We start from the raw sequence: 22,635 nt of genomic DNA on the forward strand, positions 1-22,635 counted from the left end.
GCAAGGGATGATTTCCTGGTTAATACCGGCCAGGTCCGGCGCCGCAGCGGTAGCCTGTTTTGACCGGGCATCGCGCGACCGGGCGATAATCAGGTTGACGGAACGAAACTGCACAACGCAGGCCGGTAATCCCGGATAGACTGCGGCACGGCGACGGGACGTAAATCGGAGCACACGTATGCACAGAATCATTCAGGCGATAGCCTTCGCGGCGGAAAAGCATCGCAGGCAGAGGCGGAAGGACCGCGACGCGTCTCCCTACATCAATCATCCGATTGCACTTGCAAACGTCCTGGCGAACGAGGCCGATGTCAGCGACGAGGTCGTGCTGATCGCGGCGATTCTCCACGACACAATTGAAGACACCGAAACCACCTTTGAAGAACTACAAGCGATCTTCGGGTCAGAAGTGTCAAGCATCGTTCTTGAAGTGACCGACGATAAACGGCTTCCTAAGCAGGACAGAAAGCGTCTTCAGGTAGAGCATGCGCAGAACCTCAGTCATGCGGCGAAGCTGGTCAAGCTCGCCGACAAGATATGCAACCTGCGCGATATTTCGGCCAGCCCTCCAGCCGACTGGTCGTGGGAGCGTAAGCGCGAGTACTATGATTGGGCTAGGTCCGTCGTGGATGGCCTGCGAGGTGCGCATTCGGGGCTGGAGCTTCTGTTTGACGAAGCCTACGAACGAGGGCCTTGAACTGGTGTGCAGCGTCGGACTCGGTTCGGCCACCTGCGGCCAGGAACGGACCTTCGACATCGCACCGTAGATCGTCAACAATCGAACGGTACCGGGTTCCCTGCTGACTTAATCGCACCACCTCTCTCCGAACAGGTGGAACCTATCCCTGTTCGTTGATTGCCATCTACCACAACTTCAATATGACAGACTACACGTCGCCTTCCGCAGTCGTAGTCAACTGTGCTGCCGCTTCTGATGGGGGTTCACTGTGGCTTCAGCTCTCAGTGGAGGGCCAGGCGAAAGGGTACGGACTCCACCGTTCGACCGCCTCGCGCGGTACCTCGCGCTACGAGGAAATCAGCGGAGAATATGGCCCTCTCACGAAAGGCGAACTTCGAGACCTGCTGTCTATGCTCGATACCATCGTTGAACATGGGACGTGTGCGGGAATTGTCCACGAATTTGTGAAGGTGCTGAAAAAATCAGAACTCGTGTAGGTTGAGCGAGAATCGCGTCGGACTGTGGTCGGCCAGCTACGGTCGGTCGACCCCGCAGTCGGAATCGGCGACAATCGGTGTCCATATTGTGGAGCGAGACAGCAGCGTGAGCATTTGCTAGTGCGATGTCATTCAAGCGGAGAGAAATTGAAAACGCCTGACGTACACCTAAATCATCTTTACGTTCACGTTGACGTGACCGCACAAAATGCGATTGCTGAGTCTGAATTCATGCGAAATGAATTCGCCAATATGGAAGTTAGCACGATAGAGGCCGGTGACGACCGCGCCTGGACGGGCATCTATTTGACAGGTGCTAATACCTACATTGAGTTTTTCAGTCCATCTCGCGCGCCGTCGAGCCTGGAACAAGTGGGCGATTCCGGGGTCGCCCTCTCGGTAGAGGAAGTCGGGGGTATAGAGCGGGTAGCGAAGTGTTTGGGTTCGATGGGGCGTCCACGCGCCCCTTCACTATTCGAACGTAAAGTCGATGGAGATCCAATCCCTTGGTTTTGGAATCTTCCTTTAGTGGAATATCCCGAAGGCGAGGCCGAGCCGTTTTGTTCGTGGGTAATGGAGGTGGATCGAGACTTTCTGACAAAGAGCCGGGGCAGCCTGTGGTCCGGCGGAGAAGGCATCAGTCGCCACCAATATAACGCTGCGAAGTTTCAAGCAACTCGCTACATGAAAGATATCGACGAAGTCACCGTGGCGTTAAATGAGTTCGAAGCAGCCAGCTTTGGGCGTCAGCTTGTTGCACTCGGATATATCTCGGAGACTTGTGGCGGCGTTAGGACGCTCATCGGCCCAGATATTACATTTCGGCTGATCGAGCCATCGCCCACGGCTAGAGGCGTGACACAACTGAAAATGAGCCTACTCAAAGAGAAGGTTGGCTCTGAGATCCTTACGTTCGGTCAAGGCGTAACACTCAGTTTCGATAGCGGTCAAACAGCAATCATGTCGTTTTCGATTATTAGTTAAGTCTTGGCGTGGCTGGCGACCCGAAGCGGGTTACCGCATGCCGGATTCATGAGACAGTAACCGGCCAATTTGAGTCGTTCGACGCGGCGGCTTGATTCGATGACATACCCAACCAAACGTTGCTCTAAACCCGATCAACAAGGAATTTAGACGTGCGCCCTGAGAGTAACGTACCCCTGCGTGAACGAGTGCTAGACGTTGAGGGGCGAGCCTCGCCGACAGTCCTGTTCCATGTGTGGGGCGCACTTCCGAAGGAACGGCCCGCAAACTGTGAAGTTTTGCTCATTTCGTTTGCTTACGCCGATATTCCAGTAGGTCGGACTTTCGCGATTGCTTTTCCGAAGAACGCACCACAGTCAGTCACACGAACACGCTGCAAGATTCTTGGTGTAACGCAGCAATTTGCCGCGCCATTTGATGAGATACCACATGGTTGGAAAACCATTTGCCTTGTGGAGTTTTCAGAAGGCATTCCTGCGGTTATTACATCCCTGCCAACGGTGAACGGATGGTATGAGAATAAAAATACAGTGAGCCTTTGCGATGAAGAAACGTGGCGGCTAATAGCAGACTGAAAAACCACTTTGGTGTTACTCGATTGCTCTCTTCTGGTTGGTTACGGAAGGTGACGTTGATTACTTCCATTGATACGCAGCGGCACGCACGAACTTTGCACGTGCTTGCTCAGGCAGCCATGGAAAAGCAATCGTAAGCGCGTGATCGGCGGTCGCACAGCATTGACTGAGGTCGGTATGTCGCCAGTGACTGGACCCGCACACCTCTAGCCAAATCTTTTCTATGATGGCGCGATCAGACGCTGTAAGTGCGGGCTGCGCCATCACCGTGTCATAAAAAATCCATGGGCGTGACCAGTCCACAAAGGCCGTCGCCGCAGCAAAGATGTCAGATTTGGTCACGGTACGGAAATCTTCATAGAAATTCCCGGCTAGCTGGCCGCGAACGATCATCCAGCATCATTTTTCGACTCGTCGATGATTTTCGCAATCAACGGTCTTGTGTACTTCTCGGCCGGATCGATGTGACGTTCACCAGCCCGGAAGAACTCTCCAGCATCGAATGCGAGAAAGACATCCCAGAACAGCGGCGGCCACGTATCGCGTTGAGCTACCGAATCTGAGTGCACTTTCCCGACCATGATATTCACAACCGCATCGCAGAAGGCAAAGGACAGTTGTCCATCGTGATATCCACGAGCGAGCACGAGTGCAAAAGCATCGAATCTGTGCGGTATTACTTCGCCTAGTGGGCCTGTACATCGCTCGATATGCTCCTGCGTAATGGAGAACTGTTCCGGGTTCTCTTCATAACGGCGACGCAGCAAGTCGATAAATTTGTCCGGCTCGAAGTCAGGAGGGCGTTGTTCGGCGTTACTCACGAGGGTGGCACGGTGATCGAGATTAATTTCGAGTTTAGCAGCAAGCTACCCAATGGCCGCTATCGGCGAATCCGAAGGTCCCTTATGGGTCGGTTACGGTCCGACGCACGATGCGCGCCCGACGAATTCACGCGCGCTGGACGTCGGGCGGGGTTCGGCCAGAAGCGGCCCTTGATGCTGCTGATAAGAATCAGGCGGGCCGCGAAATTGATTCGATAATTTGTTCGACCCGGATGTCAACAGCCTGATCTTCCTCAAATCGCAGCACGCGACATAGGCGGCTTTCGAGCCAAGCTTCGTGGCGCGAGCGGCTACGACCCGGCAACCTACCCTCATCATACTGTGCGGCCCAAGCAAGGAAGGCAGGATCGGCACCCCCGAATAAGGAAATCTCCCGTGCTTCGATTCGCTGCAGCCGAAGCTTGGTCGGCAGCGACAGGAAGATAACGAGGTCAAATCCATCTTCGAGATTGTCACCCCAGCCGCACACTGAGCCCGCGACTATAGATGCGTGGGATGCCTCAAGTTCAGCAAGAAGCATCGCCAAGCGCGCATCCGGATCATATTTCTCTTTGAACGGTGGGACGGTCGGCTTCCAATAGAAGCTGTCAGCATCCATAAAGTTGAAGTCGAGCCGCGCTGCGAGCGCACGCCCCAGTGTTGTAGTTCCTGATCCAGGAGCGCCAACGATATTGACGCGACGATACTGGAAGCTATTCATGAACGAACCAAAGTTAAGGCGCGAGTATCGCACAGCGATACGCGGTTGAGTGTCCGCTTATCGGCTCGTCCACCGTCTATTGTGGGTTGCAGACGGAGATTCCGCGTTGAAGCGAGTGCAACCTGAGCCGCCCTCGATCACGCCGACCTTCTGACCACGCGACTTGCAACGTATTGCTTAGCGCGAAACGAGATTAGCGACTTGAACCAATTCTTCGACTCTCTCCAGCAAACAGATAGGCGACTGCTCTGCCACCGGCCCGTAAGTTTCAGGTGACGTATGCCGATTGCATCGGATGGGCCGCGGCCAGTCTGAGACATTCGACGAAGGAATGCCAATTGTTGACAATCACTCTATGAACAGCGTCAAATATTGTCGAATGTGCGTAAACGGGCCGGAGAGATGCTGCGGAATGTATCGTACAAACCATGCTAAAACGACCAGAAGAGTTAATAGTGACCAACCTATCATCTAGTGGCGCGCAGGTGAAAGTGCAGCCTTTGCGGAAGGGGATTGTTGCTCTAAATTTGCTCGCTTTATTGGTCGGTGGCGGGTGGCTGGGGTACGGAGTTTTTGATCGCTGGCACTGGGAAAATATTCAGCAAAATTGGGCGTCGACCGACGGAACCATAGAGACGGCATACGTTCACCGGGCTATGGGTCGCCACGTCAATTGGGAGACCGGCTGGACCTACTCATATTCAGTGAATGGGCGGAAATACGAGGCTAAAAGCACGGCCTTGAGCAATGCCTATTTCGTTCATATGTTTTCATCTAAGCACCGAGCCGAAGCTGATGAAGAGACTCGGGCAGTTGGAAGTACTGTATGGGTCTACTACGACCCTGCCGTGCCGCAACACTCCGTGTTGGACTTTCCGCAAGATAGTTTGCTCGATATTCTGACCTTGAGCTTATCGGCAATGTCCATTGGCGGGGCGATCCTAGGCGCGTTTGCGCTTGTGAAAATGCTCAAAAGCCACCGTGCCGACGACTGAGACGCCCATCAGTCGACCCGCTCGCTGATACTGGTCCGCTACCCGATTGCGTATTCATTTATGCACCTCTCTTTTACCACTTCGAAGCTGCATTTGCGTCTAAGGCAATTTATGTTCATGGGGCTTTTGTTCGCTGCTCCCACGGCGAATGCAGAGGAGTGTGCGCCAGGGGTTCCGCGCCAAACGCCAAATCCTTTGACAGGGGCGACGTGCCCGGTTGTGGGAACCATGGGAGGAGCAAAGCTCGTGGTACCGACCGAGTACCTGATTGGGCCCGTTGCCTACAAAGGAATCGATATTTGGAGCGCTGAGTCCTATAAAAAGCACCCAAACGCCCTACGTTCGACAACGAAATTGCCGATTTTGCAATCAAGATACGGCAAACCGATTTCAAACCTATCGAGAATGCGAGCGACTACGCGGACTACATTCGGTCGTACAACACGGTAAAGACTTTGCCGCCACCGGGCAACCGCTGGATACATGTAGGCTTTGAAACTCATTATTACCCGACTGCAGCCAGGGCGGTTGCGGAACGGTGGCACGAGGATGAGACACACTGGGGACCCTACGATAGAGCCCCGGATGTCTGGGGCCTCGCACACTATGTTTCGATTCAGCACCCATCGACGGATATCCCAAGCGACCAGGTGGAGTACTTTTACGACCCGGAAGACGACTCAACATTCATGTTTTGCAGGAGCACTCTGAAGAAGCTTCCACCGCGTGACCTGCTCACTCGATGCGAAATTCATTTCGATGTGCCCGAACTCAGAGTGCGGGCCGAAGTTACAAACATCCGCGATAAAGCCGATCTTGCTCGGTGGCGCGAAATCGAGCGCGGTGTACTTCGCGTGGTGAACTTATTCATTGTGCGATGAACGACGGGCTTAGCCAGCTACGTGTCTAAAAGGAGGTCATTTCTGGGCAGCGCTTGGAGCAATGAGATGCCTTTGAACGGCTGCTTATGGCTGCGGCCTCCGACCGTTCGGGGTCGGTCAGCGACACTCGACGTCACACGCTATACGAGCGGTGCGCTCAAAAAGTCACCGTGGCACGAAATTCAGGCGGCGTCCGCTGCCGCCTTGCTGATGGTCGGATGCGATGCGCCGAATTCTTTTGCGTGGCGGCACCCGCGACAAATCTTGCTTTACTTTCCGTCAAGTGCCACAAACATGCGCATGACGAAATCGCCCGCCGTCCTCACTACTTTTCGCGACCTTGACCACTGTCCGCCCAAAAACAGAAAAGCGCTAGACCGACGAGCAAAATTGCCGGTAGAGAGGGGAAGTTGGGGCTTTGAGGGTTGGGGGTAGGCGATGATTCGCGTGGGCCTGGTGAATCGGTTATTGGCGTTTTCGTGGGTGTCTCCTTGGAGTTCTGATGCTCGTGCCAAGCAATAGCCAGTTTGGTAGCAACGGCACAGCCCGTTAGACTGAAAATGACTACAGCCATCACCACCGTAACTAAATCTCTTGTAGGTGGAGCAGGCGCTGGTTGCGATGATTCGCAATACATTGTGAATGGTGCTGTCGGTTGTTGCCCGGAGACATTAACGGCACGGGGCGCACGATCCGCGTCGTGACCAACCGACGCCTGCTGGGCCGGCTTTGAAGTTGAAGGCATCCCTTTGTTTGGGTTACGTTCGAGGCGCGCATTGCAGTCTGTAAAGACGACAGTCATTTTTGGGGCTGCGGCGTTGCCCATTTCGTGAACCTGATCTGTCCAGGCGTCAACGGTCGCCGCTCCGATGACGACTGACCCGATCACAGACAACAATCCGGCTGCCGCGTAGCATTCCGCACGAAACTTCACCCACGTTTTTTTGGGGTGACCGGTCGCCAATTCCTGAAGCGTAAGGCGGAAGATGGCGACAGCGGTCGCTGCACATATTCCCAATACGCAGCAAAAGCCGACAAGCAGGGGATGCTTTTCGAGGCCTAGTGGTGGCGTTAGCGTGGAGACCCAAGGGTGTTCGCTTTGGAGTATTACTAGACATCCGGTACCGGCGAAGGCTGCCACTGGCAACGCCCACGCCAGAAAAATACTTGGTTTTGCTGCTTTCATTGTTCAGGTGTATTTCCAGGAGTTTCGAACCGAGAAAACTACGCTATGACCATTCGATGCTTTTTATCGACAACTTCCGTGCAATCTTGAGCGGGATAGTCCTCGTGCGTTGCCAGACGAAGCGGCTGCTTGATTGGTCGCTGGTCGTCATCACCTGCGTAATCAGGAACCGGCGGAGCGGCTGGCCGACACCGTGCAACCGATTAAATACCGCCGCGCGTCCCATCTCAGGCGACCCATGCATATCTCGTATGCATATTGGATAAATCGCTACGCAGTACGCGACCACCCCGAATTAGATGGTCGTCGGCTAAGCACCCAAACACGATTTGGCGTTTTCAGGATGTACGGGGGGCTTTAATTTGCGGTAAATTCTTAACATCTAAATCGCGCCAGAATTGCAGGCATTCAGATTCACGAAGGCGTTTCCGTGAGAGAGCACGCGAGGCGCTTACCCGACAAGATGGATAACGCATGAACATGACTGACCTTGTCCAGGCCATCCGGGGTGGCCTGATTCAGCAGGACCGACTGCTGAAAACCGACATTCCTGCCTTGCCGAAGGACACGTTGGTGCCGCACCGTGCCGTCACGCACGGCGAACTGGGCCGCGATTTCAGCGTGACGCTGGATATGCTGTCGGGGGCGGGCGACGTCGAGCTCAAGAAGCTCATCGCGCAGCCGATGACACTCTGGATACAGCAGGGTGATAAATCGTACAAGCCGGTTAACGGCTATATCCATACGGCGCGAAGGCTTGGCGCAGATGGGAGTCTGGCAAGCTATCAATTATCTTTCGCATCGTGGATGCATTTCCTGAGGTTCCGGCGCGACATGCGGAACTGGCAGGACAAGTCCGCCGACGAAATCATTACCGACGTATTCAACGAGCATCCACAGGCGAAGGGATATTTCCAGTTTGCGCTATCACAGCCGCTGCCGCCACGCTCTTACTGTCGGCAGAGCGAAACCGACTGGAATTTCGTGCATCGCCTGATGGAAGACGAAGGCCTGTTCGGCTTCTGGCGACATAGCACGGACGGCAAGTCGCACACGCTCGTCATTACCGACGACGTCTACAGCCTCGATGCGATGTCGCCGGAGACTGTCGAATTCTACCGTTCTGGCGTCACCAGCGCGGCGAATGCATTCACGCAATGGGGCGCATCACGCACACTTCAAAGTGCGATCCATACGACATGCACATTCGACTACAAGTCACCATCCGCACCGTCCAATCCCAAAGGGACGACGCTGCCGACGCGGGCGAACCAGGGCAACCTGCCTGAGCAGGCCGAGGTGTACGAGTACACGGGACCGTACACCTACGCCACGCAGGACCGGGGCGAACATCTGTCGAAAATACGTCTGGAAGAATGGGAGTCGCGGGCCAAGCGGTTTCATGGCGCGGGTGGTGTGCTTGCCATAGACGCTGGCCTTCGTTTCACTCTGGACAGTCATCCGGTGCATGACAGCGATCAGGCCAGCCAGCGCGAATTCGCTGCAATAAAGGTGCGGCGCTACATCGAGAACAATCTGCCGCTGTCGTCGGGTGAATCGAATTTTCCACATAGCCTGAAAAAGCAACTCGCAGAGGCGAGGGCGGAAAGTGCTGGCAATGAGTCGTTGACGATTGCTCACGCGGACGGCAGCAAAGGCTTTTATCTGGTCGAGGTCGAGGCGCAACGCGTGAGTGTGCCGTATCGCAGCCCTTTCGAGCACCGGAAGCCCGAGATGCACCTTGAAACGGCGATTGTCGTTGGGCCGAAGGGGGAAGAAGCCTATACGGACGAACTGAACCGCATAAAGGTTCAGTTCGTCTGGGACCGACTGAATCCTGGCAACGAGCAGGCATCATGCTGGATAAGAGTCGCACAGTCGGATACGGGCAGCGGATACGGCGGTGTCCATATTCCGCGTATCGGTGAAGAAGTGATAGTGGGCTATGTCGGTGGGGATTGCGACAGGCCGCTGGTTTTGCATCGGGTCTACAACGGTGCGGTCAAACCGCAATGGAACAGCAACGGAATACTGTCGGGTTATCGGTCCAAAGAGTACTCGGGCTCGGGCTATAACGAGATGGTTCTCGATGACGCGACCGGTCAGACGAGGGCGCGACTTTTCAGCAGCAGCGCGAACAGCCTGCTCCACCTGGGTTATCTGGTTGACCAGAACGGGAACACGCGCGGCTCATATATGGGAAGCGGGTTTGACCTGAAAACCGATGCGTATGGCGCGGTACGTGCGAACAAGGGTCTTTACGTCACGACGCACACCACGTCAGCAGGCAGCCAACCGTTCGACACGTCGGATACGCAGCAGCAACTGATGCGCGCGGAAAACGTGGTCAAGGGTCTGTCGGACGCGAGCAGGCAGCGCAACGCGGAAAGCCTGCAGCCGGGACACGATTCGCTCACGCAGTACACCAGTGCGACAAAACATACAGTCGCTGCTCAATCTACAGGAGGCCGGACGGCCGGAGGCGGTACAGGCAATGCAACCGCTTTCAGTGAGCCGCAAATGCTATTCGGCAGCCCGTCCGGAATCGGCATCTCAACGGAAAAATCCGCACGCATGACCGCAGATCAGCACCTGAATTTCGTGAGTGGCGAAAGTACATATTTCGCTGCCGGAAAATCGTTCGTGGCGAGCGTAGCCGAAAAGATCAGCCTGTTTGTCCAGAGCGCCGGAATGAAGCTGTTCGCGGGCAATGGCAAGGTGGAGATTCAGGCACAGAACGACGGGATGGATCTGTTTTCGGAAAAGCAGTTGCGCATATCCAGTGCCGGTCAGGATGTGCTGGTCGCGGCAAAACAGAAAGTGGTTGTGACGAGCGGTGGCGCGAGCATCACGATTGAGAACGGCAACGTGGAAATCCATTGTCCTGGAAAATTCACGGTCAAAGCTGCATCGCACTCGTTTGAAGGACCGGCGGGGGACGATACCCCGCTGCCATCCCTCCCGCAAGGTGATCTCAAGATGAAGAACACCTATAACATGTCGCACTAACAATGATTATCAGCCCCCCCTTTTTGCCCGCAGCAGGCGCGGCGTCCGTTAGTGCGGATGCCATCGATCCGATGATGGATGCCGTCGACCAGTTCGAACTCGCGCATGGCATCTATCCGATTGCCTTTGATAGACGCTGGCATACCGGCGTCCACCTGATGCCCGACACACAGAATGAGCGGGTACGCGCCATCGCAGACGGCGAGGTGGTGGCTTACCGTGTGTGCCAGAAAGCAATTGATGGTGGTGAAGGCGTGCTCGATAGCAATGCAGGGTTCGTGCTGCTCAAGCATTCGACCGAAACGGGAGACGGTCGCTCCATCACGTTCTATTCGCTTTACATGCATCTGCTGGACCTGGACAGCTATACCGGCCTGGGCGTACAGGTCAATTCCTTACCGGAGTTCCTGCGCACGCCGACGTCCGACGAAGGACAGTCAGGCGGTGGCAAGAAGGTGTACCGGAAGGATGTGCTTGGGCTGGCCGGGGCCTGTCACGGAATGCGTCACCTGCACCTTGAAATCTTCATGCTTCCCGGCGACTTCACTGGCTACGTCAACAGTACGCAACTCGATAACAAAAAGCCAACGACCCCCACGAGTACCGATTACTGGGGGCACAGTTACTTCATCATTCCGGCTGGTCAGCAGTTCCAGGACTACCCGCCTGGCGTTGATAACGGCAAGCTCAAAGGAATTGCGTTCGACAAGCTGCAAGACGGGTCGAACCAGAACCCGCTACACGTCGAAACATACTTCCACAAAGGCAGCAGGTACACGAACACGTGGAGCGTGGAGGCGGACGGTACGCGCACGCTGCTTACCCCGCAGCCCGTCAAGGAAGCGGGGTACGAATACGACCTTTACAAGCGGGCAACCGCGCTGTATCCGCAATGTCCGAGCGACGGTTACGAACTGCTGCGCTTCGGACGGATTCTCTCGCCTAATCCGACGTTGCAGGATGGTGGAATAAATACCCCGCCTGGTTTTGCTCCGGGTGTGAGCGGCAACCCGCATCCGATCAGTCAGCCAAGTCCTCGCGCGACATGGTTGCGGGTCACGTATGCGCAAGGGCAAGAAGGTTACATCGACATCAATGGCAGCAGCATCGTGAAGCTTTCCGATGCGGATTTTCCGTTCTTCGCGGGCTGGACGAAGATCAGTGATGCCAATACGCCGTACACGGACGATGGTCTGTGTGACGTCGACGAACTGAAAAAGATTCTCGGTAGCGTTCCGCAGCCTGTGATCAACGGAAAGGATAACGAGTACCAAGACGAAGACGCGTTGTGCAACTACATCCTGGGCAATGATTCCGTTCGCGCAATGCTAAAGGGCTTTATCTGCGAAGCCCCAACCGAGTGGGATAGCGCTCACAATGAGACGCGCTACGCGAAGCTGAACGATGCAGATGGCTTTTACGGCAAGCAGAAGGACACCAACCCGACCGGCTACAGCGATTTTCTGACGCTGCTGAAGAAGTTCCAGTTCTGGGATAAAACCGGTTTGCCTGATGGCAAACTCTGGTTTTTCCACCCGCTGCAGTTCATCCGGCATTTCAGGAAGTGCGGGTGGCTAAGCACCGATGAAATGGCGTTGACGTTTCCGCGTCATTTGTTCTACTCCGAAAGTGGAAATCCGCGCACCGCGATTACGACCGCCAATGATATTTATACGATCACCAAAGCCGAAGCTCGCGCTCGTGTTCTCGATTACGTAGCGCCGCTAAATCGGTGCACGCGTAAATACCTGGGCCCGGATCAGCAACGGATTGCCATATTTTTGGCCCAGGTCCTTCTGGAAACCGCGCAGTGGCGTAATCTCGGTGGAACAAGAAGACTGATGCATGAGTGGGGATTTGGTCAATATTCGAGCGCAAACCCGGCAACGCAGTATTATGCTGCCTTTTATGGCAGAGGGATTATGCAGCTTACGTGGGCTGGAAATTACAAGGATTACGGTGAGTATAAGAAATTGCCAGACCATTCTGGGCCTTACGTTGAGAGACTCCCTTCTGCGGCTGCTCATCCGCGCATTACATCGACTTCGCAACACTATTCGTCGAACCCCAATGACAATGGGCAATTGATGACATGGGCACCGCGGTTTGATCCCGATATTGTGGCTGAAGATCATGATCTGGCATGCGATTCCGGAGGATTTTATTGGGTTTCGAAGCCATTTTCTCAGGGCATCAATATAAATCGTGTGGTTGATAGAGGTCATTCTGCGGAAAACGTTGGTTTTGTGAATAGATTGGTCAATGGCGGTTTTAACGGCTATTATGAACGGCACGCCTATTCGATGTATATCCTTGGCGAGCTAACCGATATAATCCAGTCGGATGTTTTGCAGATGATTGCGCCACCGCATCCAAAAAATCAAGTCCAGGCCGACTTGCATAGACCGGAGTGAATCAAATGAGACTCAGCAGATTTTTGTTTTTTGCATTTCTTTTCCTGGCTGGCCCATCCTCATGGGCGTCGAGTGATGAGATTCATTTTCGTCCGGTTGATGGAACGAACGTGGCTGTCTCAGTAGCTGATGGCAAGGTTTCTTACGCAATTACCGATGAAAAAGGGGAAGTCGATAAAAGCATCGACATCGATACCGAATCGAAGCTGCACCTGAGCATTGGGGACTACAGGTTCGATGGAACAAAAGGATTCGCAGTATCGTATTTGGATGAAGGCATGGGGGTTTATGAGGTCTATCGTGTATTTGCTTATTCCAGAGAATTAAGGAACTTCGAAGAACTGTCACCTGCGTGCGGCGACGAGTTCCTCAATCTAAAAGTAGACAGTAAGAAAAAGGTCCTTACTAGCACATATTTTACGGAGAATGAGCCGAAGATTTGCGTTACAAAATTTGGTGGTTGAAATGTTCAGAAGTCTGATGTGGGCGTTACTGTTTTCGTGCGGCGTTGCGCACGCCGCCGACGCGGTGGTCTCGTGCGATGATGCTTACCGGGCCGAGGTTTCCAAGCCCGGTTTGCTGACGATCACAGGAAAGGACGGCAAATCCGCAAGCGCGAAGATAGGCCACCAGGTCGACGGCGGCAGCTTCAGCCCGGATGATACCTACCTGGTTCTGTACGGAATGCCTATGAAAGCAAATCCGCAATCTCCGCAAACCAACTATCTGACGCTCTACAAGTTAGATGGGCAGCGCAAGGCAGTCGCTCGGCAGACGTATGGCGCAGGGATTTATTCTGCGGACTTCAGCGCAGATGGGAAATTCATTGCCATCGCAACGCGCCTTGGCGTTGACATTTTGAACGTGAATAAGACGACGTTCGAGTCTCACGATGCTGCCTATACGCCGGAATTCCCCCTTCAAGCGTGTGGCAAGAACTGAATCGTTACTGACATCGAGTTTCGTCCGAGCTACACGTCCGAATGCTAGGGCGACGTGTAGCACAGACTTTTTTGGTTCGATGATTTTAACCTCTGCGGTCTGGATGGCGAAGCCGACGCCCACCATGTTCAAGCTCGATGGGTTTGCAGTCGCATAGGCGGGATGACACCTGCTCGTGCGATGGCATTTGGACCGCACGATCACTGCAGGCGACATTATGAAGCGATATCTGATACTGGACGGCGACAAGACGACCGCGAGCGGCACTGTGCAGGCGAAGCCCACCACGGTCCAGTTGAGCGGTGTGCACGTCGCGCACGAAGGTGACGAGGTGGTATGTCCGACTTGCAATTCGACGGGCAAGATTAAATGTGACGGCCCCCGTCAGTCGATGACTGCACCGGACGGACGGCATGCGGCTCTGAGTGAAGACCTGTGCATCTGCAATTGTGATCCGCCGCCGAAGCTCGTCGCTTCACAGAATTCGATGTCGGTTGACGTTTGATCCTGGCACGTCACGGCGCTTGGTTATAATCGGCTCCAGGAAAATTCGACCAAAAAAGGTGGAGTTGATGCCAATGAAACAGCAATTCAAAGTTGCACTGTCCGTTTGCTTCGCAGGTCTCATGGCGGCCTGTACGTCACCGGCCTATACGTCATTGGCAGGTCCGAACCTACGCACAGCACAAAGCCATGGCAATATGCCGACGCCCGATCCTTCGACGGGCCTGTACTCACTGGATGTCTATGCCAAACGCATTGCCTATTATTAGCAAACAGGCTCGGACCCAAAAGAGTTGGCGTATTCTATAAAAACTTACGATTTCCTGAAGCATAGACAGGAAGCGTTAGATAAGGGCGATTCCAGTCAGGCAGCTATGTGGCAAGAGAAAGCCATAAAGCTCAAACATGACTATGACGCCCAGGTGATGCGCACCAATGCAGCGTTTGCTGCTGCTCACCCTAATCCGCTTCCACCCGCGACACCCACCGATCCCTGCATCGGACTCGGCAAGAATCTTCCTGGGTGTGCTCCGCAGCCTTCGACACCGATGTGTCGGCAGGTAAGCGCGGACGGTGGAACGGTGATTTGTCAGTAGGCGACCTATGACGTACTTGAGGTTGTACCTGGGGTGCTGATGCAAGTGAGACTGCGGTTCGTATCTACCTTTTTGTTTGTCGTTCTCGCCGTAGCTCCTGCTGTCGCATCTGCCACGAGTGGGTTCGACGGTGACTGGTCGTACTTTGAGTTGGACGACGACGGAGTGCGTTTTCACGGTGCGGAATTACACCTGTCGGAGCGGGGACACATGGTGTCCGGTACATGGAGCGATGGCTCCAATCAGGAAGCCTGGTCCGGCATGGTAAGCGGAGTGGCGCGCAACGGCCAACTGCACGTTCGACTTTGCTATGACGATGGATGGGGTGACGAGAGTGCCCCTTGCCCTCACTTTGCGCCGGAATCGGATGTATTTATGCGTCGAGGAAGCAAGCTGGTCTGGTACAGAGTGAAAGATTCACGTCTGGACGAGTACATGACACTGGAGCGAGGAACCGGACCTCGATCACACAAAGTCGCTCCGTAACCACTGACGCGTAACTCGCTGAATTCGCATCTCCTATCGCGCGTGAATTCTGCCCATGCACTTGCGGGATTGCGAAGTGGCGCAACACCTGCACAAATGGGGCCGCGAAGAACATTGGTTGGCGTTTACGACTCATCCAATTGAATCAGAAAGCGCTCGCGCTTCTTACCCTTGATCCACACTGGTTCACGCCCACGTCCGCTCCAGGTTGCGCCGGTTTTTGGATCGCGATATTTTGCTGCGGGTACTGACTTCGACGTGGTACCGCGCTGCGCTCGCTGACGACCGAAAATGTCTTCAACGGTTAGTCCGTACTCCCGCACCGTCGCGCGTACTTGCTCGACCACTGTCTGTAACTCAGCGAGCCGTGCGGCTTCTGCCTGTTGTTGCAGCGCTTCGAGTTGCGCTTTCAGCTTCGCATACGTTGCCAAAATCTACCTCCAGAAATTATCGATGATTAAATCGTAAATATATAGCGAGGCTTTCCTGATGTCGGCACGTGAGTGAACTGTCACGGCCTGCACCCTCAACGCTGAAATATGCAGCATGGTATCCAAGAATCAGACGCCAGTGGTTGCCGCGTCATTGGCGGTCGCATTTTTCTCGGCGGCGTCGATACGCGCGAGCACACGCTGCAACTGGAGCCGTGACCATTGTCCGCCGCGTGCTGCCGGAATATTCAGGCGGCAGCCGCTGCCTCCTTGCTGATGGGCGGATGTGACACACCGTATTCTTTTGCAAGGCCGCGCGCCGTGGCACCCGCTGCCAACTTTATTTTGATTTCCGCGCGCTGCGTTGCCGTCAGTCACAAGGGACGACCGGCAATTTTCCCTTCAGTATTTTTCCACCTGCTGCGTCGGGTCGCGTGCCGCCAACCGGAGATTTGCGCGGCTCAGGTCGTTTATGCCTTTGCACGAGGCTGTGCGCGGCCAGTTCCGGTCACTCGACACCGCTGCGTACATTGTTCACAATCCGAAGGATGACGGCCGAATTCTCACCCCATGAATCCTCCCGCACAAAACCGCCCACTATCTGCATCAGAGATGTCTCTGGCTCGTTGGATGCTTGAACATGGTGAGCCGGAAGCGCGAGAATTTCTTGGGCAACTCGCAGTTGCGGAGATAACGCCGTGGCGCTGTCCCTGCGGCTGTGGGTCTATCAATTTCCAAGTCAAAGGTCACGAACCAGCGCCCCCCGGCGTACACATTCTCGGGGACTTTATTTTTGGTCCCGATGATGCGCCGATCGGGATATTTATTTTTGAGAGCGCTGGTCTATTGAGTGGTATTGAAGTTTACGGGCTAGCAGGCGATGCGCCCCGAGAACTACCGCGCGAACATGCGCTTCGGCCTTTAGGGAAGGGCGGTAGCGAGGCATAGCAGTGAGCTTCAATCAATCGGTGCGGCGGGGCAAGGTCTGCGCCTGACTATTACGCAGACGGTGCCCAAGACCCTGGGCGCGGTCGGCATTACCCACTGGTGCCCCTGACGGAGTGTCCTTCCCCCCGCCGCGACGACAGTATATCGACCTTGGACCAGTCGAATAGTTGCTCGCGAATGTCCGCTACCGGGGGCGCCGAAGGTCCCTTGTGGGTCGCGCGCTGCCGATCGCAGCCTGGCGCGGTTGAAGCTGCGTATGCCGATTGCATGAGACGGCACGCGGCCAAGTACGGCCGTTCGCCTTCGTGATTAGGTGGCAACGCAAACGGCTGATCCGCTCGAACAACGGACCTTCATGCGGTTTATCAAACGCCAATTCGGCCGTCACATTCCCCGTCTTTGCGTCGCGTCGCCGCGATATGCGCTTGTCCACGTGGAAGCTTTCTTTTAATGTGTGTTTTGATATTATATCCGTCGCAGATTTCGCGTCGATGAGTAACTAATAACTATATCAAAAGGCTTTCAAGATGGAAAATAAAGTAACGCCACGTTTTCGTTTTCCGAGTTACGTTAATCTCAAACGACATCTTGGAGAGTACGATGCACTCGTTGAATTGAACGAACTGGCCGTGCGGAGCCTCTTGCATCGCATTAAAGGAGAGCCCCAAAAGTTACTTAAGGATGAGTCCGAGCAACATCAAATACGAGTTGACCACAACGAACAACTCACCGATGAATCTTTTGCAGCAAGGCGCACCCAATTCTACGTGCTGTCGGTCTATCAGCAGGCGGAGCAATTTTTTTATGATCTTGTCAATGATTTACCGCAAGGCGATAGGTGGAAAAAAGCATCGGGATCAATTGCTCGCGGCAATGATGAGGCCGAACTCGACTGGATAATTCGCATCACAAAGAAAGAACTCCCGGACGCTATTGATGAAAAGGAGGATTCGGATTTTTTTGACGATGTCAGTGTCTTCACATATTTCCGTCTGGTCCGGAACGCCTTTATGCACGAAGGCAAGGAAACCCGCCAATTAAAAAACTATCGGGACAAGTTGCAACAACGTCATAATGATCTCGTCGTGCGTCCCGCTGCTGCACCGAAAAATGCGCGCGCGAGACCGTTTGTTGTGCCCAACGCGTATGACAAGTTGCAGTTTTCTGACTTCATTCTTTTTACTCGTGTCGTCAAGTCCGTCGCGGCTCGGCTGTGTGGCGCGCTCAAGCCTGAGCTAGATGTGCTTTTAAAACACCGATTTTCGCAGGAACGGCACTACGGATTGCGGAAATTTCTGACAAATGACACTAGATTTGCTTCTGCTTGTAAGACTCGCTTAACGATTGACTACAACTTGACGGCAGAAGAGATTTCGTATTCAATCCCCGTTGTGAAGCTTCTTATCTCGGCCGCAAGCACTCGGTAGTGCAACGTCCTCCTAAGTCCATCACGTGGACTTAGGAAGGCGGAGGAGGGGTTCAACACCTCTACGGCCACCAAACATCTGCCTCACGCTTCAGATAACCGGCGACAAACCTCCTTCACATCCATCGTTAGTCGAACATTCAGGAATCGGTCTGCTGCGCAACCGGGTCCCCTGACCGCCCGACCAGAATGGTTCTTCATCCGGTTCCAACAGCAGGACAACAGTGGGATCACATAGATCGCCTCCTAACTAGCCAATACCAAAATTATGATCGACTATATAAAAAAGCTATGTACATCCTTCATAGTCGCGACTAAAAGCGAAGGGACGCATGATAACGTGTCGCTTCGCGAATGGGCTAATTTGATTTTTTCTGAAATAAAGAATTTTAAAACTACCGATTTCGATCCGGATAAAAGATACGAATTCGTTCTTGCTAGATTACATTTTTCTAAATTGGCAAATATTGGGGCATATAACCACCGAGATCTCCAAAAATTTGCACGAATGGCAACTGATCTGCAGGGAATACTGGAATCCTATTCGTACGGAAATTCTGGTGGCAAATTAAAAGAATTTCCGTTTATTCGCAACATCGAATTAAAGAATATTATTCAAAGAGACTACAGGGAGCTAGATTCAATCCTAATGCCGGATGGTGCATGGAAGAGCGCTGTAATATTATCGGGAAGCATTCTTGAATCCATCCTCTATGACGTGCTCACGCAAGAAAACTACATTGATATCGTGAACTCGAGCGCCAAAGCGCCGAAATTCAGAGGGGAAACAACGCCGATCGCTTCGGGCCAGTGGAAACTCGTTGATTTGATTAATGTTTCTGTAAGTATAAAGTTATTGCCGGAGCAACGAGCGGCGTCTATAGATCAAGTGCTGAGAGATTATAGAAATTTTGTACATCCGCAAAAAGAGCTTCGTGCGCAACATCCGTGCACCGAAGCTGAGGCTTACATGGCAAAGGGATGCCTGGATGGAGTTTACAATCACCTCGAAGGTGCTTTGAGTGGACCCTGAATGTTAGCCAATAAATAAGCATAAAAGCTTTAATCGAGAGGTCTGCCGGTCGGCTGCCTCGTTCGAACTACGCGAGTCGACGGACGGCCGCTGGGCCCTTGAATGCGGACATCGATGGCGCAGTAAGTGGACAGGCCGTAATGGGTCGGTCAGCGACACTCGACGTCACACGCTATACGAGCGGTGCGCTCAAAAAGTCACCGTGGCACGAAATTCAGGCGGCGTCCGCTGCCGCCTTGCTGATGGTCGGATGCGACACGCCATACTCTTTTGCAAGACCGCCTGGATCGCGGGTAGCTCGGGTAGCGTATGATCAAGAATTAGAAGCGGCAGGCTCGTGGCACCGCAGATTGAATATTCACTTATCTGTCAAGGGGACACTATGAGTTACACGAATGTTCAACTGCGAGTCTTGATGAGACTTTCGCAAGTTGCAAAAGTTAATGACGAAGTTGTTTTCGGATTTTTTGTCAAAAATCCGACACTAATATACACTGCGGTGCGACACAAAAAATGGGCTCCAATCGTAAATATTATTCAAGGGGCTGCATCCGGTCACTCCCTCAGTAATGAGGACATATTTCGCATCATATATTGCGACGCACGGCTTGGGCAGGAGAAAATGGCCGTTTAAATGATCAGTTTCTTCAATTCTTTTAAAGTAAAGATCCATCCAGAGTTTATCGAGCCACCTTCTTATTCTGCAGAGTTCGACGATGCTGTTCATTCGTATTTTTACGAACATGTAAAATGGATTCATCTAGACGCGAGAGACGTTTCAGAAAGACAGGCACTCGATAACTGTATAGTACAATTTGCTGGCGAACCTCCGCACGCCGACCTAAACAATTGGAACGAGGCGAGATATTACCACCGACTTTATCTGGCGTTGGCTTACAATAGGGCTGGTTTTCGCGGCTTTTTTCGTCCACCGCAAGGAGACTGGGGGCATAATATTGCGGCTGTGCTCGCAACCCATGAAGGACAAGTACTAGCAGTTTCGTATAATCAAAAAAATATTAACGTCACATTTCATGCAGAGGTTAATCTTGTGCAGGCGGCAGTAAAAAGATTTCCGCAAGAGGATTTTCACCAGCAGGCTTTATTCATCTATACGACACTGAAGCCATGCAAAATGTGTGCATCTATGATTGCGTGTGTATTTCCAAACTCAAAGGTTATCTATGGACAAAATGACCCTGGAAATCACGCAAAAGATATAATGAGGCCTGCTGGTGGTGTGTGCTCGCTGCATGAATTGAACGCCAAGCCGTTGTATGCCTACGACGGCACACCACTTTTGCCGAACAGTCAGAAGATCGGAGATATTTCTCAGCTCCTATCTTCAAATGAAGTTTCCGTTACAAAAAATCTCAATAAAGATTCATCTGCAACAAATATGTTCCGTGCGGGGCAGTCTATAGACCGGAAGCTGGAAAAATACAATAAACGAATGGAGGCCAAGCAAAGTCATCCGAAAGTGGCTGCCATTTTGAGGCATCTTCAGCCCATCATGACTAGTTGACCTTGCCTCGCCGAGTACTTTATTCACAAGTTAGTGGTTTCACCGGTTTTCGCAAGACGGATGAGGCGCGGTCATTCCTGAATCTGTACCCGGCTGAGGAAATGACTGCACTTGCGGCACCTTTACCACCGCGCAAACCGTCAATCGACGCGACAGGCAGGGAGCAAGTAGGTGTCATCTGATAGCGACTCCCAAGCGTTGATTGCTGCCGCTAGGGCAGCAGCGACAAGTCCATCGCAAATCACTGTGAGATACGATCTGGCAAAATTCACTGCCGAAACGTTCACACGGGTAGGCGAAGAATTACAGGCTGTGGGACATATTTTCGGCGGTGATCGGGTCGGTGGCAAATCACCCTATGGACATGGCAGCGATGAAATCATCGCTGTTTCACTGCTGTTTCGTATCGCTGGACAACTCGCGTCCGCTAGTGCCGACCTGTTCGCGGACGGGAGGCACTACGCTGCTGCTGCCCTGCTTCGCCAAATGGTGGAGATCGAGTATCTCGCGTGGGCCTTTGAGTGTCGGGATAACGACGCCGAACGTTGGCTCCGAAGCAGTGCCGACGAACGCCGAAATTTCTTCACACCCGCCAAACTCAGGCAAGCGGCCAATGGCAAGTTCCGGGGAAAGGATTATGGGTACCACTGCGAACTTGGCGGTCATCCTGTTCCGAATTCTAACGTTTTACTCCAACGCAACGAGGTGACGTGTCAACTCCTGCTTTCTGACCTGTTGGGGCACACCGGCAGAATTTGGGATCATTTTCTTGGCTGGTCGGTGGACAACGAATGGGCAGTTGCAATTCATCGTCAGCGTGATGACATGCATGGGAAGTACGACGCGTGGAAACAGGCTGATGAACTTCTACGGTTACCACCACCGCCGTAAAATTTTTGATGGCCGCGTTGATTGATGAGTTGTGGATCATTGAATGGCGACTTACCGATCCACAACCTATGGACCATCCGCGCCGAATTTGCGGGAAACCAAGTAAACGACAACGCCGCTCATCGAGCATTCGACCGACGACGCACTATTGACCGTGATGACGTGAAATTCCTGACCAGACCTAGAATGCAGGGTTATATCGAAAACCTGCCGATACAGGTCTTTGCCAATTTTCTCTACCGAAAGCGGGGTGGCCGTTGTTTTCGATTCGTCGAGTTGCGCGATTTTGATGAGTCGCGCATTCTGCAGTTTGACCTCGGCCATGCTGGTCGGCCAGTTTGCGCACGGTAGTCCGGCAGGAAGGCGGGCGAAGCCTATGCTTGGTGCGGCGAGCACCAGGGCAACAAGCCAGTGCGTCATGGAACGACCACCAGCGTGTGATCACCACTCGACCATACTTGATGCCGTACCTCGTAGCTTTGAATGATGCAAGCCGTCGCGCTGTCATGCAATAGTTATCGTTAGGAAAATGTATCGAAGCCTGCTACCACGTACGCGACGGCGCAATCAGCAATGAATGTCGTAACCGACCATGATGCCAAACCGTGATGTTCGTCAAATATTGCTGCCTGCCTATCAACCTTGCGCGAGTTGCGTCGAGGGAGACTGTCGCAATCGAGCACGCTGGGACCCACCTGCCGGTCATGTGCCAAGGGGTTTTTGCGGTGCAACGGGCGCAGTGGACGAGGTGCGCCTAATTCTCGTTTGTGCGGAACCGGGTGATCCGCATTCAGGTGAATCTCACACTGGCGATGCCACGGCGTCCGGGCTACTTGACTCAGCCTGCGAGTACGCGTGGTATGGCTTTTCAAGTGGCAAAGACCTATTTCATAGGAACGTACGAAAAATACTCGATTTGTGCTGGCCCGACGCTGATTTCGAAACACAGATGCGCCGGACATGGATCACGGATTCCGTTTTGTGTTCGGCGCAAAAAGAGGGGGGCCGTGTCAGCATCAAAGTTGAACGTGAATGTGCGCGACGTTTCCTAGCTCCGCAAGTGCGATTATTTGACAAGGCGGTCGTTGCCG

At 53.4% G+C, this 22,635-nt stretch carries 19 protein-coding genes; 13 read left to right on the plus strand and 6 right to left on the minus strand.

What is annotated here, in order from left to right; genetic code table 11:
- Window positions 1–178 precede the first annotated feature (178 nt).
- Entirely contained in the window at window positions 179–697 is a 519-nt protein-coding gene (locus P3T42_RS07425) for an HD domain-containing protein (protein WP_429305577.1), read from the plus strand.
- A 626-nt stretch (window positions 698–1,323) separates the two neighbouring features.
- On the plus strand, window positions 1,324–2,160 hold the full coding sequence (locus tag P3T42_RS07430) for a DUF5829 family protein (RefSeq protein ID WP_429305578.1): 837 nt from the start codon (window positions 1,324–1,326) through the stop codon (window positions 2,158–2,160).
- Window positions 2,161–2,795: 635 nt separating this feature from the next.
- On the opposite strand, the gene P3T42_RS07435 is transcribed toward P3T42_RS07430, so the two are convergent.
- The 3 genes from P3T42_RS07435 to P3T42_RS07445 form a co-directional block, all read right to left on the minus strand.
- Complete coding sequence (locus P3T42_RS07435) at window positions 2,796–3,128, minus strand: hypothetical protein (RefSeq protein WP_429305579.1); 333 nt, start codon at window positions 3,126–3,128, stop codon at window positions 2,796–2,798.
- The gene (locus P3T42_RS07440; protein ID WP_429305580.1) at window positions 3,125–3,556 is read right to left on the minus strand and encodes a hypothetical protein; all 432 of its coding nucleotides are present in this window, start codon (window positions 3,554–3,556) and stop codon (window positions 3,125–3,127) included. Before P3T42_RS07440 ends, P3T42_RS07435 begins: the two co-directional genes overlap by 4 nt.
- A 190-nt stretch (window positions 3,557–3,746) precedes the next feature.
- The gene (locus tag P3T42_RS07445) at window positions 3,747–4,277 is read right to left on the minus strand and encodes an AAA family ATPase (RefSeq protein ID WP_429305581.1); all 531 of its coding nucleotides are present in this window, start codon (window positions 4,275–4,277) and stop codon (window positions 3,747–3,749) included.
- Window positions 4,278–4,705: 428 nt separating this feature from the next.
- On the opposite strand from P3T42_RS07445, the gene P3T42_RS07450 reads away from it, so the two are divergent.
- Window positions 4,706–5,272, plus strand: a complete 567-nt coding sequence (locus P3T42_RS07450; RefSeq protein WP_429305582.1) for a DUF3592 domain-containing protein — start codon at window positions 4,706–4,708, stop codon at window positions 5,270–5,272.
- Between the two features lie 1,206 nt (window positions 5,273–6,478).
- On the opposite strand, the gene P3T42_RS07455 is transcribed toward P3T42_RS07450, so the two are convergent.
- Window positions 6,479–7,339 carry a hypothetical protein gene (locus P3T42_RS07455; RefSeq protein ID WP_429305583.1) on the minus strand — a complete coding sequence of 287 codons (861 nt, stop codon included), beginning with the start codon at window positions 7,337–7,339 and terminating at the stop codon, window positions 6,479–6,481.
- Window positions 7,340–7,813: 474 nt separating this feature from the next.
- Here P3T42_RS07455 and P3T42_RS07460 point away from each other — a divergent pair, with 474 nt between their 5' ends.
- The 6 genes from P3T42_RS07460 (at window position 7,814) to P3T42_RS07485 (ending at window position 14,477) form a co-directional block, all read left to right on the plus strand.
- The gene (locus P3T42_RS07460; protein ID WP_429305584.1) at window positions 7,814–10,348 is read left to right on the plus strand and encodes a type VI secretion system Vgr family protein; all 2,535 of its coding nucleotides are present in this window, start codon (window positions 7,814–7,816) and stop codon (window positions 10,346–10,348) included.
- A 2-nt stretch (window positions 10,349–10,350) separates the two neighbouring features.
- Window positions 10,351–12,762, plus strand: coding sequence for a peptidase M23 (locus tag P3T42_RS07465; protein ID WP_429305585.1), 2,412 nt, complete (start codon window positions 10,351–10,353; stop codon window positions 12,760–12,762).
- 5 nt (window positions 12,763–12,767) lie between these two features.
- Entirely contained in the window at window positions 12,768–13,226 is a 459-nt protein-coding gene (locus P3T42_RS07470) for a hypothetical protein (RefSeq protein ID WP_429305586.1), read from the plus strand.
- 1 nt (window position 13,227) lies between these two features.
- Window positions 13,228–13,704, plus strand: a complete 477-nt coding sequence (locus tag P3T42_RS07475) for a hypothetical protein (protein WP_429305587.1) — start codon at window positions 13,228–13,230, stop codon at window positions 13,702–13,704.
- Between the two features lie 217 nt (window positions 13,705–13,921).
- Entirely contained in the window at window positions 13,922–14,209 is a 288-nt protein-coding gene (locus P3T42_RS07480) for a PAAR domain-containing protein (RefSeq protein WP_429305588.1), read from the plus strand.
- 73 nt (window positions 14,210–14,282) lie between these two features.
- Window positions 14,283–14,477, plus strand: coding sequence for a hypothetical protein (locus P3T42_RS07485; protein ID WP_429305589.1), 195 nt, complete (start codon window positions 14,283–14,285; stop codon window positions 14,475–14,477).
- A 938-nt stretch (window positions 14,478–15,415) separates the two neighbouring features.
- On the opposite strand, the gene P3T42_RS07490 is transcribed toward P3T42_RS07485, so the two are convergent.
- Window positions 15,416–15,721, minus strand: a complete 306-nt coding sequence (locus P3T42_RS07490; RefSeq protein WP_429305590.1) for an H-NS family nucleoid-associated regulatory protein — start codon at window positions 15,719–15,721, stop codon at window positions 15,416–15,418.
- A gap of 1,475 nt (window positions 15,722–17,196) precedes the next feature.
- Between P3T42_RS07490 and P3T42_RS07495 the strand changes: the two genes are divergently transcribed.
- The 4 genes from P3T42_RS07495 to P3T42_RS07510 all read left to right on the plus strand — a co-directional run bounded on the left by P3T42_RS07495 (window position 17,197) and on the right by P3T42_RS07510 (window position 21,544).
- A complete protein-coding gene (locus P3T42_RS07495; protein ID WP_429305591.1) occupies window positions 17,197–18,096 on the plus strand; it encodes a hypothetical protein in 900 nt (299 codons plus the stop codon).
- A gap of 339 nt (window positions 18,097–18,435) precedes the next feature.
- Window positions 18,436–19,128 (plus strand): hypothetical protein, encoded by a 693-nt coding sequence (locus P3T42_RS07500; RefSeq protein WP_429305592.1) that lies wholly within the window; start codon window positions 18,436–18,438, stop codon window positions 19,126–19,128.
- A 634-nt stretch (window positions 19,129–19,762) separates the two neighbouring features.
- Window positions 19,763–20,653 carry a Bd3614 family nucleic acid deaminase gene (locus P3T42_RS07505; protein ID WP_429305593.1) on the plus strand — a complete coding sequence of 297 codons (891 nt, stop codon included), beginning with the start codon at window positions 19,763–19,765 and terminating at the stop codon, window positions 20,651–20,653.
- A 171-nt stretch (window positions 20,654–20,824) separates the two neighbouring features.
- Window positions 20,825–21,544, plus strand: a complete 720-nt coding sequence (locus P3T42_RS07510) for a hypothetical protein (protein WP_429305594.1) — start codon at window positions 20,825–20,827, stop codon at window positions 21,542–21,544.
- Between the two features lie 66 nt (window positions 21,545–21,610).
- On the opposite strand, the gene P3T42_RS07515 is transcribed toward P3T42_RS07510, so the two are convergent.
- Window positions 21,611–21,964, minus strand: a complete 354-nt coding sequence (locus tag P3T42_RS07515; protein ID WP_429305595.1) for a hypothetical protein — start codon at window positions 21,962–21,964, stop codon at window positions 21,611–21,613.
- Between the last annotated feature and the right edge of the window lie 671 nt (window positions 21,965–22,635).

Origin of the sequence: Paraburkholderia sp. GAS38, assembly GCF_050434965.1 — a bacterium.
In the GTDB taxonomy this organism is placed as follows: Bacteria; Pseudomonadota; Gammaproteobacteria; order Burkholderiales; family Burkholderiaceae; genus Paraburkholderia; species Paraburkholderia phenazinium_A.

Coding starts and splice junctions, on each gene's coding strand:
- P3T42_RS07480 (WP_429305588.1), top strand. CDS start 13,922: ATGAAGCGATATCTGATACTGGACGGCGACAAGACGACCGCGAGCGGC.
- P3T42_RS07450 (WP_429305582.1), top strand. CDS start 4,706: ATGCTAAAACGACCAGAAGAGTTAATAGTGACCAACCTATCATCTAGT.
- P3T42_RS07465 (WP_429305585.1), top strand. CDS start 10,351: ATGATTATCAGCCCCCCCTTTTTGCCCGCAGCAGGCGCGGCGTCCGTT.
- P3T42_RS07460 (WP_429305584.1), top strand. CDS start 7,814: ATGAACATGACTGACCTTGTCCAGGCCATCCGGGGTGGCCTGATTCAG.
- P3T42_RS07475 (WP_429305587.1), top strand. CDS start 13,228: ATGTTCAGAAGTCTGATGTGGGCGTTACTGTTTTCGTGCGGCGTTGCG.
- P3T42_RS07495 (WP_429305591.1), top strand. CDS start 17,197: ATGGAAAATAAAGTAACGCCACGTTTTCGTTTTCCGAGTTACGTTAAT.
- P3T42_RS07435 (WP_429305579.1), bottom strand. CDS start 3,128: ATGATCGTTCGCGGCCAGCTAGCCGGGAATTTCTATGAAGATTTCCGT.
- P3T42_RS07425 (WP_429305577.1), top strand. CDS start 179: ATGCACAGAATCATTCAGGCGATAGCCTTCGCGGCGGAAAAGCATCGC.
- P3T42_RS07505 (WP_429305593.1), top strand. CDS start 19,763: ATGATCAGTTTCTTCAATTCTTTTAAAGTAAAGATCCATCCAGAGTTT.
- P3T42_RS07445 (WP_429305581.1), bottom strand. CDS start 4,277: ATGAATAGCTTCCAGTATCGTCGCGTCAATATCGTTGGCGCTCCTGGA.
- P3T42_RS07485 (WP_429305589.1), top strand. CDS start 14,283: ATGAAACAGCAATTCAAAGTTGCACTGTCCGTTTGCTTCGCAGGTCTC.
- P3T42_RS07455 (WP_429305583.1), bottom strand. CDS start 7,339: ATGAAAGCAGCAAAACCAAGTATTTTTCTGGCGTGGGCGTTGCCAGTG.
- P3T42_RS07515 (WP_429305595.1), bottom strand. CDS start 21,964: ATGACGCACTGGCTTGTTGCCCTGGTGCTCGCCGCACCAAGCATAGGC.
- P3T42_RS07470 (WP_429305586.1), top strand. CDS start 12,768: ATGAGACTCAGCAGATTTTTGTTTTTTGCATTTCTTTTCCTGGCTGGC.